Annotated in this window: 12 protein-coding genes; 4 read left to right on the top strand and 8 right to left on the bottom strand. The window is 74.0% G+C overall.

The genetic code is table 11. The annotated features are described in order from the left end of the window. Window positions 1-30: 30 nt before the first annotated feature. From ABZ354_RS05835 to ABZ354_RS05815, 5 genes are all read right to left on the bottom strand, one after another. Window positions 31-1,872: a glycoside hydrolase family 3 protein gene (locus tag ABZ354_RS05835; protein ID WP_358653357.1), complete on the bottom strand. Its 1,842-nt coding sequence runs from the start codon at window positions 1,870-1,872 to the stop codon at window positions 31-33. 270 nt (window positions 1,873-2,142) lie between these two features. Then, complete coding sequence (locus tag ABZ354_RS05830) at window positions 2,143-2,940, bottom strand: sugar phosphate isomerase/epimerase family protein (RefSeq protein ID WP_358653355.1); 798 nt, start codon at window positions 2,938-2,940, stop codon at window positions 2,143-2,145. Between the two features lie 11 nt (window positions 2,941-2,951). Then, window positions 2,952-3,950: a bifunctional helix-turn-helix transcriptional regulator/GNAT family N-acetyltransferase gene (locus ABZ354_RS05825; RefSeq protein WP_358653353.1), complete on the bottom strand. Its 999-nt coding sequence runs from the start codon at window positions 3,948-3,950 to the stop codon at window positions 2,952-2,954. Between the two features lie 206 nt (window positions 3,951-4,156). Next, window positions 4,157-4,753, bottom strand: coding sequence for a dihydrofolate reductase family protein (locus ABZ354_RS05820; protein ID WP_358653351.1), 597 nt, complete (start codon window positions 4,751-4,753; stop codon window positions 4,157-4,159). A 256-nt stretch (window positions 4,754-5,009) separates the two neighbouring features. After that, the gene (locus ABZ354_RS05815; RefSeq protein ID WP_358653349.1) at window positions 5,010-6,056 is read right to left on the bottom strand and encodes a LacI family DNA-binding transcriptional regulator; all 1,047 of its coding nucleotides are present in this window, start codon (window positions 6,054-6,056) and stop codon (window positions 5,010-5,012) included. A 306-nt stretch (window positions 6,057-6,362) separates the two neighbouring features. Between ABZ354_RS05815 and ABZ354_RS05810 the strand changes: the two genes are divergently transcribed. From ABZ354_RS05810 to ABZ354_RS05800, 3 genes are read left to right on the top strand one after another with little or no spacing between them, the layout of a single operon-like run. Continuing rightward, entirely contained in the window at window positions 6,363-7,514 is a 1,152-nt protein-coding gene (locus ABZ354_RS05810; protein ID WP_358653347.1) for a Gfo/Idh/MocA family oxidoreductase, read from the top strand. Then, window positions 7,511-8,695, top strand: coding sequence for a dihydrodipicolinate synthase family protein (locus tag ABZ354_RS05805; protein ID WP_358653345.1), 1,185 nt, complete (start codon window positions 7,511-7,513; stop codon window positions 8,693-8,695). Before ABZ354_RS05810 ends, ABZ354_RS05805 begins: the two co-directional genes overlap by 4 nt. A 47-nt stretch (window positions 8,696-8,742) precedes the next feature. Continuing rightward, a complete protein-coding gene (locus ABZ354_RS05800; RefSeq protein WP_358653742.1) occupies window positions 8,743-9,543 on the top strand; it encodes a sugar phosphate isomerase/epimerase family protein in 801 nt (266 codons plus the stop codon). Window positions 9,544-9,799: 256 nt separating this feature from the next. Here ABZ354_RS05800 and ABZ354_RS05795 read toward each other — a convergent pair whose 3' ends face one another. The 3 genes from ABZ354_RS05795 to ABZ354_RS05785 all read right to left on the bottom strand — a co-directional run bounded on the left by ABZ354_RS05795 (window position 9,800) and on the right by ABZ354_RS05785 (window position 12,936). Continuing rightward, a complete protein-coding gene (locus ABZ354_RS05795) occupies window positions 9,800-10,150 on the bottom strand; it encodes a hypothetical protein (protein ID WP_358653344.1) in 351 nt (116 codons plus the stop codon). Between the two features lie 249 nt (window positions 10,151-10,399). Continuing rightward, entirely contained in the window at window positions 10,400-11,536 is a 1,137-nt protein-coding gene (locus tag ABZ354_RS05790) for a peptidoglycan-binding protein (protein ID WP_358653342.1), read from the bottom strand. A gap of 464 nt (window positions 11,537-12,000) precedes the next feature. Further along, on the bottom strand, window positions 12,001-12,936 hold the full coding sequence (locus ABZ354_RS05785; RefSeq protein WP_358653340.1) for a ribokinase: 936 nt from the start codon (window positions 12,934-12,936) through the stop codon (window positions 12,001-12,003). A 427-nt stretch (window positions 12,937-13,363) separates the two neighbouring features. Here ABZ354_RS05785 and ABZ354_RS05780 point away from each other — a divergent pair, with 427 nt between their 5' ends. After that, window positions 13,364-14,449 (top strand): NAD/NADP octopine/nopaline dehydrogenase family protein, encoded by a 1,086-nt coding sequence (locus ABZ354_RS05780; RefSeq protein WP_358653338.1) that lies wholly within the window; start codon window positions 13,364-13,366, stop codon window positions 14,447-14,449. The last annotated feature ends 64 nt before the right edge of the window (window positions 14,450-14,513 follow it).

Raw genomic sequence — 14,513 nt, 5'->3', positions numbered from 1 at the left:
CGCGTCAGTGTGCGTTCCCGCACCACCAAGTCACGACTTGTACGTCAGCCCGTGCCCGACCGGGTACAGCACCTGCGCCGGGTCGTCCGCCCGCTGCACCGGCACCGGCAGCTTGCCGGTCGGGGCGACCCGTCCGGCGATGACCCGGGCCGCCGCGCGTACCTCCACGTCGGTCCAGCAGTAGGCCGCCAGGACGGCCGGCACGTCCGGCAGGTGGGCCACGTCGTACGGGTTGCGGACGGCGACCGCCACGACCGGCTTCCCGGTGGCCCGCAGTTGCTGCACCAGCGCCTTCTGGGTGCTGCTCGCGGTGACGTTGTACGTCGCGACCACGACGGCGTCGGCGTCCTGCGCCGCGGCGACCGCCTTGGCGATGGTCGCGGACGAGGGGGCCGTGCCGGTGGACAGGGCGGTCGCGGTGAAGCCCTGCTCGGTGAGCGCGGCGGCCAGCACACCGGTCGGCGGTCCGCCGGTGCCCGACGGCGAGGCCGGGTCGGCGCCCACCACCAGCAGCCTCCCGTGCCCGGCGGGCGCGAGCGGCAGCAGCCCGCCCTCGTTGACCAGCAGCGTCGTCGTCCGTTCGGCGATCCGGTCGGCGGCGACGAGGTGCGAGCGGATGCCGACGGCGCGGTCCACACCGGCCGGGTTGACGTACGGCGCGCCGAACAGGCCGAGCTTCGCCTTCAGCCGCAGCACCCGCAGGATCGACTCGTCGAGCCGCTCCTCGGTCAGCTCACCCGTGCGCACGGCCGTCAGCACGGCGTTCCACGCGATGTCCAGGTTCGGCGGGTTGAGGAGCTGGTCGACGCCCGCCTTGAGCGCGAGCACCGGCACCCGGTCGTCGCCGTACTTGCTGCGTACTCCCTGCATGCCGAGGGAGTCGGTGACCACGACACCGTCGTAGCCGAGTTCCTCGCGGAGGATGCCGGTGAGGATGGGGCGGGACAGGGTGGCCGGGTCGCCGGAGTCGTCCAGCGCCGGGACCATGATGTGCGCGGTCATGATCGAGTCGATGCCGGCCGCGATGGCCGCGCGGAACGGCTCCGCGTCCAGCGTCTCCCACTGCTCACGGCTGTGCGTGATGACCGGGAAGCCGTAGTGGCTGTCGGTCGCCGTGTCGCCGTGCCCGGGGAAGTGCTTGGCGGTGGCGGAGACGCCGGACCGCTGGAACCCGGTGACCTCGGCGGCGACCAGGTCGGCCACGGCCTCGGGGTCGGAGCCGAAGGACCGCACGCCGATGACCGGGTTGGCCGGGTTGACGTTCACGTCGGCGACGGGGGCGTAGTCCTGGCGGATGCCCATGGCGTGCAGTTCGCGGCCCGCGATACGTCCGAGGGTGCGCGCGTCGGACACCGAGCCGCCCGCGCCCATGGCCATCGCGCCCGGGAACAGCGTGGCGGGTTTGCCCACGCGGGCGACCGCGCCGTGCTCCTGGTCGGTGGAGACCAGCACGGGCAGGCCGCGCGGCAGCTCCAGGGACGCCTTCTGGATGCCGTTCGACAGGGCGGCGATCTGGTGCGGATCACGGGTGTTGTGCGCCCAGGCGAAGTAGATGATGCCGCCGACCCGGTACTTGGCGAGCAGTTCGGCCGCGGTGCGGACGCCGATCTCGCTGAGGTTGGCGTCGATGTCGGCCTGGTCGGGTTCGGTGGCGGAGTGGCCGTAGACCCGCATCACGAAGAGCTGGCCGACCTTCTCCTCCAGCGTCATGCGGGAGATGAGGCCGCGGAGCTTGCTGTCGCCGGGCGGCGGCGCGGCCTGCGCGGTGCCACCGATGGTGAGGGCCGCGGTGACGCCCGCGGTGGCGGCCAGAACGGTACGTCTGGAGGGCCGTGAGGTACTTCCTGAGCTGTCCGTGGTGCTGTGGCGCACGTGCGCTCCTTCCGGAGGTGATCCGCCGAGGATCCTGAAGGAAACTTCCGAGGAATCAGCAATATCCGGGAAGTTTCTGCCAGTCAAGGGAGTGCACAGTGGCGGGAATCAGCGCTTGGGCAGGAAATCAGGCCCCGAATCGGACCTTGTGCGGCATTCGGGGCCGCAATCGGACCGTGCGCGGGGGACCGGGCCTCACGTCGCGCAGCGGCCCGCGCACCGCGCCCGTTCCGCCCGGCCCACGCCTCACACAGGCCCGGACTGTCTCCCCTACGCCGACTCGTTGAGCAGCCGGGCCAGATGGGTGCGGCCCGCGCCGAGCAGGTCCGCGAGCGGGGCCGCCGCCTCGTACCACCGCTTCTCGTACTCCCAGCACAGCCAGCCGTCCCAGCCGTGCCGCGACAGCACCTCCACGCACTCGGCCAGCGGCAGCACGCCCTCGCCGAGCGGCAGCGGAGTCGTGTCGTCGGGGGACGCGATGTCCTTGACCTGGACGTAGCCGAGGTGCGGGGAGAGCGCCGCGTACGTGTCCGTGGGCTGCTCGCCGCCCAGCCAGGTGTGCATCACGTCCCACAGCGCGCCGGCCTGCAGGTGCCCGACCAGGCCGAGGACGCGGATCGCGTCGGCGCCCGTGCGGTGCGAGTCGTGCGTCTCCAGCAGGATGCGCACGCCCCGGTCGGTGGCGTGTTCGGCGGCCGTGCCCAGCCGCCGGGCCGCCCTCGCGTCGGCCTCCTCCGCGGGGCTGTCACCGCCGCCGGGGAAGACCCGGACGTACGGGGCGCCCAGGTCGCCGGCCAGGTCGACCAGGGAACGCAGTTCGGTGATGACCGGCTCGTCGTCGCCCGGCGCGGCCACCTTCGGATATCCCGCGAGGCCCAGGATCTCCACGCCGGCCGCCGCGAACTCGGCGGCGACGGCCGACCGTTCCGCCGGGCCCAGGCCCGGGTGCACCGGTTCCTCGGGATGGGCGCGCAGTTCCACGCCGTGGTAGCCGTGCTCCGTGGCCAGACGCAGGACGCCGGGCAGGGGCAGGCCGGGGACGCCGAGGGTGGAGAACGCCAGCTTCATGTCCACGGACCCTACCCGGCGCCGCCCCCGTCATCCCCGCTTCGCCCGCCGGGTGTTGCGCACAGCTCCAGTCGCCAGTCCTGGCCGACGAGATCCCTGCCGAAGGAGTGGTGGGGCCGCTCGGCGACGAGCGTGAAGCCGTGCCGCAGGTAGATGCGGCGGGCGGCGGACAGGACGTCGTTGGTCCACAGGACGACCGCCTCGTCGCCGTTCTCCCGCGCGAAGCCGGTCACCGCGCGCACCAGCCGGTCGCCGATGCCGAGACCGCGCGCCGAGGGCTCCACCAGGAGCAGCCGCAGGCGCGCGGTGTCCGGTCCGGCGGCCCCGTGTGCGGCTGCCCCGTGTCCGGTGGCGTCGCGTACGCACATCACGCAGCCCACGGGACGCCCGTCCAGCTCGGCGATCCACACCCGCTCCCGGCGCGGGTCGTGGCCGGTGGCGAAGTCGGCGACGATCTTCGCGACCAGCGCCTCGTACTCGGCGTTCCAGCCGTACTCGGCGGCGTACAGCGCGGCGTTGCGCTGCACGATCCAGCCCAGGTCACCGGGGCCGGGGGCGCGCAGGACGACGTCCTCGGGGGCCGGGCGCCGGCCGCCGGACAGCAGCGTCCGGACCGTGCCGAGCGCGTCGGCGAGCCTCGTGCGGTCGGCGGCGGGCACCCGGTCGAGCAGCTTGCCCACCGCCGCGTCGGACCGCTCGGCCAGCAGGACGCCGGTTTCCCGGCCCCGGTCGGTGAGCGTGACGCTGGTGCGCCGCGGGTCGCGCGGCGAGGGGGCCCGCTCGATCAGGCCGTCGCGCTCGAACCTGTTGAGGATGCGGCTCAGGTACCCGGCGTCCAGGGAGAGTTCCGTACGCAGGTCGGCCGCGTCCGTGCGCGCGCGGTGCGCGAGCTCGTAGAGGACGCGGGACTCGGTGAGGGTGTACGGGGCGTACAGGTGGCGGCCGTAGTCGAGGGCGCCGATGACGTTCGTGTAGAAGCGGTTGAAGGCGCGTACGTCCTGGACGGTCATGGCCGGCCCTCCGTTTCGGCTCCCGGGGCCACTGGACACGCCGGCAGGACCCGGCAGAACCCGGAAGGGGGCGTCTCCGGCGTCCGTGGTTTCTCTGACTGAGTCAGAGATTTCGTGGTCCCGAGCGTAATCCGGCGGGCGCCCGCCCGTCCATGGTCCCGGCCCGCCCGTCCGACTGCCCGGCGCCGGCCCGCCGCGGGCCCCCGTCAGCCACGCGGCGCCGCCCGGTACACGCACACCTGCGCGCCGGTCGGTGCCTGCGTCGCGGACACCAGCTCGAAGGCGTGCGTGCCGCCGTCGTCCGGGAAGATCGTCTTGCCGCCGCCGAGCACCACCGGCATCACGATGAGCCGCAGCTCGTCAACCAGGCCCGCCGCGATCAGTGCCCGCGCGAGCGTAGGGCTGCCCATGACCAGCAGGGTGCCGCCCTCCGCCTCGCGCAGTGTCCCGAGGTGCGGGACCGCCCCGGCCGCGGCGATCAGCCGCGTGTTGTTCCAGGTCAGGTCGGGCTCGCCGAGCGTGCCGGAGACGACGTACTTGCGGATGGCGTTCATCCGGTCCGCGAACGGGTCACCGGCCCGCTCCGGCCACGCCTGCGCCATCGTCGACCAGGTGCGCCGCCCGAACAGCAGCGCGTCCGCCTCGTCCAGCGCCGCGTCGAACGCGCCGCCGACCACCTCCGGGTCGAAGTACGCGTGCGACCACCCGCCGTGCGCGAACCCCCCGTCGGTGTCCTCCTGCGGCCCGCCGGGTGCCTGAACGACGCCGTCGAGGCTGATGAACTCACTGATGACGATGCGCATGGCGCGTGCTCCTGTTCGCTGGTGTCGCCGATCGAGCGGTACGGCAGAGAAGACCGGGCGCCCACCCGGAAATCATCGGCGCACCGCCGGCCCTTTCCGCGAACGTCGACAGGCGTGTCCCACCGCCACAGCCGCGCGGTCCCGGTCATCGCCCCGGCGCGGCGGCCCGGCCCGACGGCGGCGTCGTGAAGAGCGAGGCGGCACGCTCGCCGCCGGCCGCCGGCACGGACCCGGGCGGGCCGGGAGCCGCGGGGCCTCAGCCGCGGGGCGCGCCCGTGGACCCCCGCACCACCAGCTCCCCCCGCACCGTCGCGACGTTCCCGGCCGGGGCCTCCTCGCGGCCCATGGCGATGCGGCCCGCGCGGGCACCGGCGTCGGCCAGTGGCAGACGCACCGTCGTCAGCGCCGGCACCGCGTCGACAGCGCACGGCAGGTCGTCGAAGCCGGCCACGGACACGTCGTCCGGGACGCGCCGCCCCGACTCGCGCAGGGCCGCGTACGCGCCCAGGGCGACCGTGTCGTTGGCCGCGACCACGGCCGTCAACGAGGCGTCGCGGCGCAGCAGTTCCAGGGTGGCCTCGTAGCCGGACCGGCGGTCGTAGCCGCCGTGCACGGTCCGGCGCGGGTCCTCCGCCATGCCGTGCGCGGCGAGCGCGGCGCGGTGGCCCTCCAGCCGGTGGCGCGTGGTCGTACGCTCCTCGGGGCCCGCGATGTAGCCGAGCCGCCGGTGCCCGAGCCCGATGAGATGCTCGGTCAGTTCCCGCGCCCCGCCCCGGTTGTCGAAGGGCAGCGCGACGGCCGGGGTGTCCGGCGCGGGCGGCCTGCCGCACAGCACGAGCCGTGTCCCGGCCTCCGCCAGCCGGCGCAGCTTCGCCGCCATGGCCGCCTGGTGCGCCGCGCCCTCCAGGGCCCCGCCGGTCAGCACGACGGCCGCCGCGCGCTGCCGCTGGAGCAGGGTGAGGTAGGTGAGCTCGCGCTCGGGCGAGCCGCCGGTGTTGCAGACGACGGCCAGCCGCTCGCCGCCCGCCCGGCCGCCCGGTCCGCCGATCTCGGCCTGGATGGCGCTCGCCATGATGCCGAAGAAGGGGTCCGCGATGTCGTTGACCAGGATGCCGACCAGGTCGGAGGTGGCGGCGGCGAGCGCGCTGGCGGGCCCGTTGAGGACGTAGTCCAGCTCGTCCACGGCCTTCAGCACCCGCTCGCGGGTGGCGGCCGCCACCGGATAGTTCCCGTTCAGCACGCGCGACACCGTCGCGGGGGAGACCTTCGCGCGGGCCGCGACGTCCGCCAGGGTCACCGTCATGTCCTCGTCCTCCGCATCGAGCGTTCGTGGTCGGCCGCTGCGGCCGGAGACCGGGAGCCGCGAGCCGGGGGCCGGACGACTCGTCCGCCCGTCCGGCCCGTCCGCAGGCGCGCCCTCCGAGGCGGTCTTGTCCCGACCACCGTTCGGAGCTAGCTTCTCTACACATAGAAAGCGCTTGCTGTACCGCTCGTCAGTGAAACCGGCAATCCGCCCGCCCGTCGGCGGACAGTCGCCGCGCGGGGCACGGGCCACGGTGAAACGGTGGCGCCCGGATCCCCGAACCGTGGCCCCTACGAAGGGAAAGACGTGACACGCAAGACGGTGCGTATCGCCATGAACGGCGTGACCGGGCGCATGGGCCACCGCCAGCACCTGGTCCGCTCCATCCTGGCCCTCAGAGAACAGGGCGGCCTCGACCTCGGCGACGGCACCGTGCTGTGGCCCGAGCCGATCCTGGTGGGACGCCGCGAGCACGCGCTCAGGGCCCTCGCCCGGCGGCACGGCCTCGACCACGTCTCGACCGACCTGGACGCGGTCCTCGCCGACGAGACGGTCGACCTCTACTTCGACGCGCAGGTCACCTCCGCCCGCGAGGAGGCCCTGCGCAAGGCGATCGCCGCCGGCAAGCACGTCTACACCGAGAAGCCCACCGCCACCGGCCTGGACGGCGCCCTCGCCCTCGCCCGGCTCGCGCGCGACGCCGGCGTCAGGCACGGCGTCGTCCAGGACAAGATCTTCCTCCCCGGCCTGCGCAAGCTGAAGCGGCTGATCGACGGGGGCTTCTTCGGCCGCGTCCTGTCCGTGCGCGGCGAGTTCGGCTACTGGGTCTTCGAGGGCGACTGGCAGGAGGCCCAGCGCCCCTCCTGGAACTACCGCGCGGAGGACGGCGGCGGCATCGTCGCCGACATGTTCCCGCACTGGGAGTACGTCCTGCGCGAACTGTTCGGCCGCGTGAGGTCCGTCCAGGCCCTGGCCACCACCCACATCCCGCGGCGCCGGGACGAGGACGGCCTGCCCTACCGGGCCACCGCCGACGACGCCGCCTACGGCATCTTCGAACTCGACGGCGGCGCGATCGCCCAGATCAACTCTTCCTGGGCCGTACGCGTCCACCGCGACGAACTGGTCGAGTTCCAGGTCGACGGCACGGAGGGCTCCGCGGTCGCCGGCCTGCGCCACTGCCGGGCCCAGCACCGCTCGGCGACCCCCAAACCCGTCTGGAACCCGGACCTCCCCGCGACCGACGCCTTCCGCGACCAGTGGCAGGAGGTCCCCGACAACCAGGACTTCGGCAACGGCTTCAAGACCCAGTGGGAACTGTTCCTCCAGCACGTCTACGCCGACGCCCCCTACCGCTGGGACCTCCTGGCCGGCGCCCGCGGCGTCCAGCTCGCCGAGCTGGGCCTGAAGTCCTCGGCCGAGGGCCGCCGCATCGACGTACCGGAGATCGCGCTGTGACCATCCGACTGCCGGACGCCGACGGCACCCTGAGGACCTACGAACCCCGCGCCGAACCCCTGGCCCTCACCCCGGGCGGCGGTCTCACGTCCCGTACGGTCTTCGCGGCGGCCCACGTGGTCGCCGACCCGTACGCCGACGTGACCCCCGACGGGCCCGCCGCCGTCGACTGGGACACCACCCTCGCCTTCCGCCGCCACCTGTGGTCCCACGGCCTCGGAGTCGCCGAGGCCATGGACACCGCGCAGCGCGGCATGGGCCTGGACTGGGCCGGCGCCGCCGAACTGATCCGCCGCAGCGCCGCCGAGGCGCGGGCGGACGGAGGCCGGATCGCCTGCGGAGTGGGCACCGACCAACTCACCGCCCCGGCGCCCACGCTCGCAGAGGTCCGCGCCGCGTACGAGGAACAGCTCGCACTGGTGGAGGAGTGCGGCGCACGGGCCGTCCTGATGGCGTCCCGCGCCCTCGCCGCCACGGCCACCACCCCCGACGACTACCTGGACGTCTACGGCCACCTGCTGCGCCAGGCCGCCGAACCCGTGATCCTGCACTGGCTGGGCCCCGTGTTCGACCCGGCGCTGCACGGCTACTGGGGGGCGTCCGACCTGGACGCGGCGACGAACGTGCTGCTGGAGGTCGTCGCCGCACACCCCTCCAAGGTCGACGGGGTGAAGATCTCCCTCCTGGACGCGGGCCGGGAGATCGCCCTGCGCCGAAGACTGCCGGACGGCGTCCGCTGCTACACGGGCGACGACTTCCACTACCCCGAGCTGATCGCCGGCGACGACCAGGGCTTCAGTCACGCCCTGCTCGGCGTCTTCGACCCGCTGGGCCCCCTGGCCGCGCAGGCGGTACGCGCCCTGGACACGGCCGGCACCGCGGACGCACGGGACGCGGGCGGCACGGCCGGCTTCCGCGCCCTGCTGGACCCCACGGTGGAGTTGTCCCGCCACCTCTTCCAGGCCCCCACCCGCTTCTACAAGACGGGCGTGGTGTTCCTGGCCTGGCTCGCGGGCCACCAGGACCACTTCACGATGATCGGCGGCCTCCAGTCGGCCCGCTCCCTGCCCCATCTCACCCGCGCCTACGAACTCGCCGACGGCCTGGGCCTGTTCCCCGACCCGGAGCGGGCCGAGGACCGGACGAAGGACCTGCTGGCGCTGTACGGGGTGACGCAGTGACGGAAGCCGGGACCGACGACCCTCTGTCGCGCTTCTCGATCAACCAGATGACGGTGAAGCAGCTGTCCCTGCCCGAACTGACCGGTGCCTGCGCCCGGCTGGGCATCGGCCAGGTGGGCCTGTGGCGCGAACCGGTCCGGTCGTACGGGCTGAGGGCCACGGCGCGGCTGGTGCGGGAGACCGGCCTGACGGTGACGACGCTGTGCCGGGGCGGCTTCCTCACGGCGGTCGACCCGGCGGAACGGGCGCGTGCCCTGGACGACAACCGCCGCGCCGTGGACGAGGCGGTCACGCTGGGCACGGACACGCTGGTCCTGGTCTCGGGAGGGCTGCCCGACGGCTCGAAGGACCTGCGCGGCGCCCGGGAGCGCGTCGCCGACGCGCTGGCGGAGCTGGGCCCGTACGCCGAGCGGCACGGCGTACGGCTGGCGATCGAACCGCTGCACCCGATGTTCGCCGCGGACCGCTGCGTGGTGTCCACCCTGGCCCAGGCCCTTGACCTGGCCGAACGCTTCCCGGCACGACAGGTGGGCGTCGCGGTCGACACGTACCACGTCTGGTGGGACGACCGGGCCCCGCAGCAGATCGCCCGCGCGGGCGCCACCGGCCGCATCCACGCCTTCCAGCTCGCCGACTGGACGACTCCCCTCCCCGAGGGCGTCCTCAACGGCCGCGGCCAGATCGGCGACGGCGCGATCGACATGCGCGAATGGAAGACGTACGTGGACGCGGCCGGCTACACGGGCCCCATCGAGGTGGAACTCTTCAACGACGCCCTGTGGGCGCGGGACGGGCGGGAGGTACTGGCGGAAACGGCGGCGCGTTTCGCCGCCCACGCGGCGGACTGACCGTTCCGGTCCCGGGCGGGTGCCCGGGCGGAGGCGGCCGACGCGAGGGAGGGCCGCCCCGGTCGCCGTCGCGACGGCGACCGGGGCGGCGCGCGGCTGACGTCCCTTCACGGCCCCGTACGTGTCTTCCCGAGGCCGGGGCGTCAGTGGCGTCAACGGCGTCAGCGGTGTCGGCGGTGTCGGCGGTGGAGGTGGGAGAGGCCGGGGGCGGGGCGGTGGTCCCGGCCGCCCCCGGCAGGAGGTGCGCCGGTCCGGGTCAGGCGGTGGCCAGGCGCACCTGCGCCGACCTGGTCCCGGAGTAGCTGAAGGAGAACTGCTCCCGCGTCCCGGAGCCGCAGGCCTGCCTGGCGTTGTACTGGCCGTTTCCGGCGTTGACGCGGACCACGGCGCACCTGCCGTCCCAGCGGGTGTCCTGGAGCCAGCCGGCCACCGTGACGCGGTTGCCGGAGCAGCGCAGCGTCCAGTGCGCCTCCGCTCCGGGGACGAGCGGCGAGGCCTCCGACGGGCACGTGGCCGCGTTCGCCGTGCCGGCGGCGCCGAGCGCGAGACCACCGGCGAGTACGACGGCCGAGAGGGCGGAGGTGAGAGTCTTGCGGACAGCGGACATGAGCGACCCCTTCGAGGCGGAGTGAGGTGAGCGGGAGCGGAACGGAGCCCCGTTCGCGGCATCAGGATGACCCCGGGGGCAGCCGGGCAGGAGGCGATGCCGACGGCCTGTCCAGGCACCTTCATGCGGCATCCCGGCGCACCGCGCGAAACACCGCTGACCTGCTGCTATGCCGCCCGCACCACCCATGCCCACCGCTCATGCCGCCCGGACCGGCGCCCATGCCGCCCATGCCGCCCGCGCCGGTGCCTACGCTGCCTCCGACGCCGACGAGGTCAGGTACGGCTCGACGGGCCGCGGGTACGCCGGGGCGCCCACGGGCGGCTGCTGGTTCACGAGCAGGGCCCGCCAGGTCTCCGGACCCGCCCTGCCCGTCACGGGCAGGCAGTACGTGCGCTGGAAGAACCGCAGGTCCTCGGCGGTGACCGAGGTGAAGGTCCCGGACACCGGGGTGCCGCCCTGGCCGACGTTGTCGAGCAGTTCCTGCAGGGCCAGGACTTGACGGCCCCGGGAGCCGGGCCCGACCGTCGGCACCAGCTCGGGCCAGGTGTCCTTGTCCACCTCGCCGTCGGGCGCCAGGTCCTGCTCGCGCTGGAATTTCACGACGGCGTCACGGGTCTCCCCGGTGAAGTAGCCGTCCTCCGCGACCGGGTAGCCGTACCAGTTCAGCAAGTGCTGAAGCGCACGGGCGCGGGTGTACTGGTCGGCCACGCCCATCCGCAGCAGCGGCCATGCGTACGGCGCCCCACTCGTCGGGGAGGCACCGGCGGTTCCCCCGGCCGGTCCCGCACTCGCTCCCGCGGCCGTGCCCACGCCCCCTTCCACGGTCGTCACCTCCCGGTCGGGAACGAGCAGCACGTGTACGGCGGCTCCCGCGGTGAAGGCCACCACCACGGCCGTCGTCATCAGCGCCGGCAACGCCCACTCCAGGCGGGGCCGGCCCGGCACGTGCTCCCCGCCCGCGACGGTCTCCGCCGCGCCGGTGTCCTCGGCCGCCAGGGTGTCGGTACCGGGTGCCGGCCGGCTGTGTGCCGGGCCGCGCTGACGGCCGGTCTGCGCCAGCGCGGCCCGGCATAACGCGCGGGCCTGCGGCAGCTCTTCCGCCGGTGCCCGCAACTGCGCGTGCAGGGCGTCCACCACGCGCAGGGGCGCGTTGGCCGGGTGCTGCGGATTCAGATACCGCGACAGCGTTGTCTGGTCGACCCCCAGCCTCGCGGCCAGCGCCTGCTGCGTCGGCCGGCCGCCGGGCGTCACCGCGGCCTCCACCCACCAGCGCCGCAGCAGCCGCGCCAGTTGCACGCCCGGCCGCAGGCTCTGCCGCTCCCGCTGTTCATCCCGCTCCCGGTGGTCCCTGTCCCGGTCGCGGTCCCTTCGTTCCTGCCTCATGTCCGTGTCTCCCCCTCAGCCGTGCGGACCCGCCGGGCTGCCACACCGCTGTGTGCGCACAGGACGGCACGACGGCGGTCCAGCCGCGTCGCACAGACGGTATGGACGCACGGGCGGATGCCTCGCGCCAGGCGGGGCGATGGCCCGAGCCGCGCGGCGAAGCAGCCCCCGTACCCCCACGGGTCCGCCCCGAAAACATTGCTTGAACCAGCATTCACCCAGAAGGCTGCCCGCCCCGGCCCACCCGGCATGCGGCGCTCACCCGGAAAGAGGACACGGTGTCCGGCCGGGGCCGGAACACGATGAAAATATTTCTGTGCACGCCCGTGCAACCTTTCCCGCGCATCGGGGGTCGTACATGGCGTCAGGACGCCTGACGGGGGAGATCCGGGGGGATCCAGGCGGTTCTGCGGGAGGGGAAAGCTAAGGGGGTCCGGTCGTCCTTCGACCGGACCCTCATAGCTTCACCCGGCACCCGGCTCCGCCCCGGCGCAGGCAACCTCCGCGACCTCCTCCGCCGTGGGGAACGACTCCTGAGCCCCCGCCTTCGTCACGGCGGCCGCCCCGACACGCACCGCGTACGCCGCCGCCTCCGCAAGGGACTCGCCCGCCCCGAGCCGCCGGGCCAGCGCGGCCGTGAACGCGTCACCGGCCCCGGTGGTGTCGACGGCTCTCACGGGCACGGCCGGCACCAGGGCCGTACCGCCGCCGCAGTCCGCCACGAGCGCCCCCCGCGAGCCGAGCGTCACCACGACCGAGCGCGGCCCCTTGGCGAGCAGGACGCGCGCCCACTCCTCGGCCGAGTCCCCGACCACGGCGTCGCCCAGGATCACCTTGGCCTCGTGCTCGTTCAGGACGAGCGGATCGCAGGCGGCGAGGACCTCGGCGGGCAGCGGCCGGGGCGGCGACGGATTGAGGACGAACCGGCTGCCGGGTGCGAGCGACCGCACCACCGCCACGACCGTCTCCAGCGGAATCTCCAACTGCGTCGATACGACACGGGAGGCGTGGAAGAGACTCGCGGCGGCGCGTACGTCGTCCGGGGTGAGCCGGCCGTTGGCGCCGGGCGAGACGACGATGCTGTTGTCCCCGGACGGGTCCACGGTGATGAGCGCGACACCGGTGGGAGCCCCGCCGACGAGAACCCCCACCGTGTCGACCCCGGCGGCCCGCTGCGAGTCCAGCAGCAGCCTGCCGTACGCGTCGTCACCGACCCGCGCGAGCAGCGCCGTGCGGGCACCGAGGCGGGCTGCGGCGACGGCCTGGTTGGCGCCCTTGCCGCCGGGGTGGACGGCCAGGTCGGAGCCGAGCACGGTCTCCCCCGCTGCCGGGCGCCGCTCGACGCCGATCACGAGATCGGCGTTGGCCGACCCCACGACCAGGAGGTCGTAGTCGTACATGGGAAGACTCCCTGCGTGTCAGTGGCCCCGGCGGGCCGTACGTCGTCCTCGGTGGTGTCGTCTGCGCCCGCCCCGGGCCGGGAGGACGGGTGGCCCCGCTCTGCCCTGCCCTGTTCCGCGTTCCGCGGCGCGGGACGACCGGTGCTCGTCGGCGCGGTGGGTGTGGCGACGGGGCTCGCGCTCGACGGACGCGACGGTACTGGAGTCGGGTGCGTGGCGTCGGCGGCGCCGGCTCATGGCCGGCCGCGGGCGCGGCAACCACACGGACCCGGAGTCCGAACGGGCGTGGCGCGGCGGAAAAGTGCCGTATGGGCGGTGCGCCCGGGGCGTTCTACTGACCGGCGTGGCCGGTCCATCCGGGGGTTGGCCGCAGGCCGACGCGCTGCCCATGCTGAGGGCACGGTCCATTTGCGCGGAGGGAGACCGGATGTCCACTCAGCACCGGCACCAACGGGTCGGAGTGTTAGGTGCGGGCGGTGAGGGCCTGGCCCTCGCCGCCCACCTGGCCGCACGCGGCGAGTCGGTGCACTTGTGCACCCGGGACCCCGGAAGAATCGCGGGCATCGCCCGCAACCGCTCGATCCGCGCCCGCGGGGCATGGGAAGGCGACCTGCCGCTCGTCGCGGTCGGCAGCGACCCAGGCGAACTGGCCCGGCACTGCCCGGTGATCTTCGTCGCCACGGTGACCACCGCGTACCCGGTCGTCGCGGCCCGGCTCGCCCCGTACCTGGGCTCCGGACACACCGTGGTGCTCTTCTCCGGCAAACTCTGCGGCAGCATCGAGTTCGCCCACGTCCTCGAACGGCACGGCGCCGCCGAGGTCGATGTGGTGGAGACCGACGCCCTGTTCGCCGCTCGGCCCTGGGAGGACCACGGGGTCACCGTCCACGGCGTGAAACGGTGGAACCTCTTCGCGGGCACACGCAGCGCCGTCACCAAGCGGCACACCGACCGGGTCCAGGCCCTCTTCCCCGGCCTGCAGCCCGGACGGAACGTCGTCCAGCGCGGGCTCACCGACTTCGGCGCCGTCGCCCACCCCTCCATCACGCTCGCCAACGTCAGCCGGATCGACCGCGGCGAGAAGCTGCTGTTCTACCGCGAGGGGCTCTCGGAGCGGACCGTGGTCCTGCTGGAGCGGGCCGCAGCGGAATTCCAGCAGGTCGGCGAGGCATACGACGCGCCCGTGCCGTCCGTCGCCGAACTCCTGGACATGTACTACGGCTGCGAGGGCGAGACCGCGCTCGACGCCATGCGCACCGTCGCCCCCTACCGCACGATCACCGCGCCGACCTCCCTCGACCACCGCTTCCTGCAGGAGGACGTGTCCTCGACGCTGGTGCCGATGACGGAACTCGCCCGCAAAGCCGGCTGTCCCACGCCCATGACGGACGCGTTGATCGACTTCGCCTCGACGCTCTCCCGCAGGGACTACCGCCGCAGCGGACGCACCCTCGCCAAAATCGGCTGGGACCGGCTGACGCACACGCAGATCCGCGACGTCCTCAACCACTGACGGAAGGGGCGCGCAGAGGGGAGCGCCTCGCGCCCGCCGGGTGCGTCCGGCGGATCGGCCGATG

Origin of the sequence: Streptomyces sp. NPDC005925 (assembly GCF_040638805.1) — a bacterium.
Lineage (GTDB): Bacteria > Actinomycetota > Actinomycetes > Streptomycetales > Streptomycetaceae > Streptomyces.
Note: the sequence above shows the minus strand (reverse complement) of the source record. Positions and strands in the feature narration are given on the sequence as shown.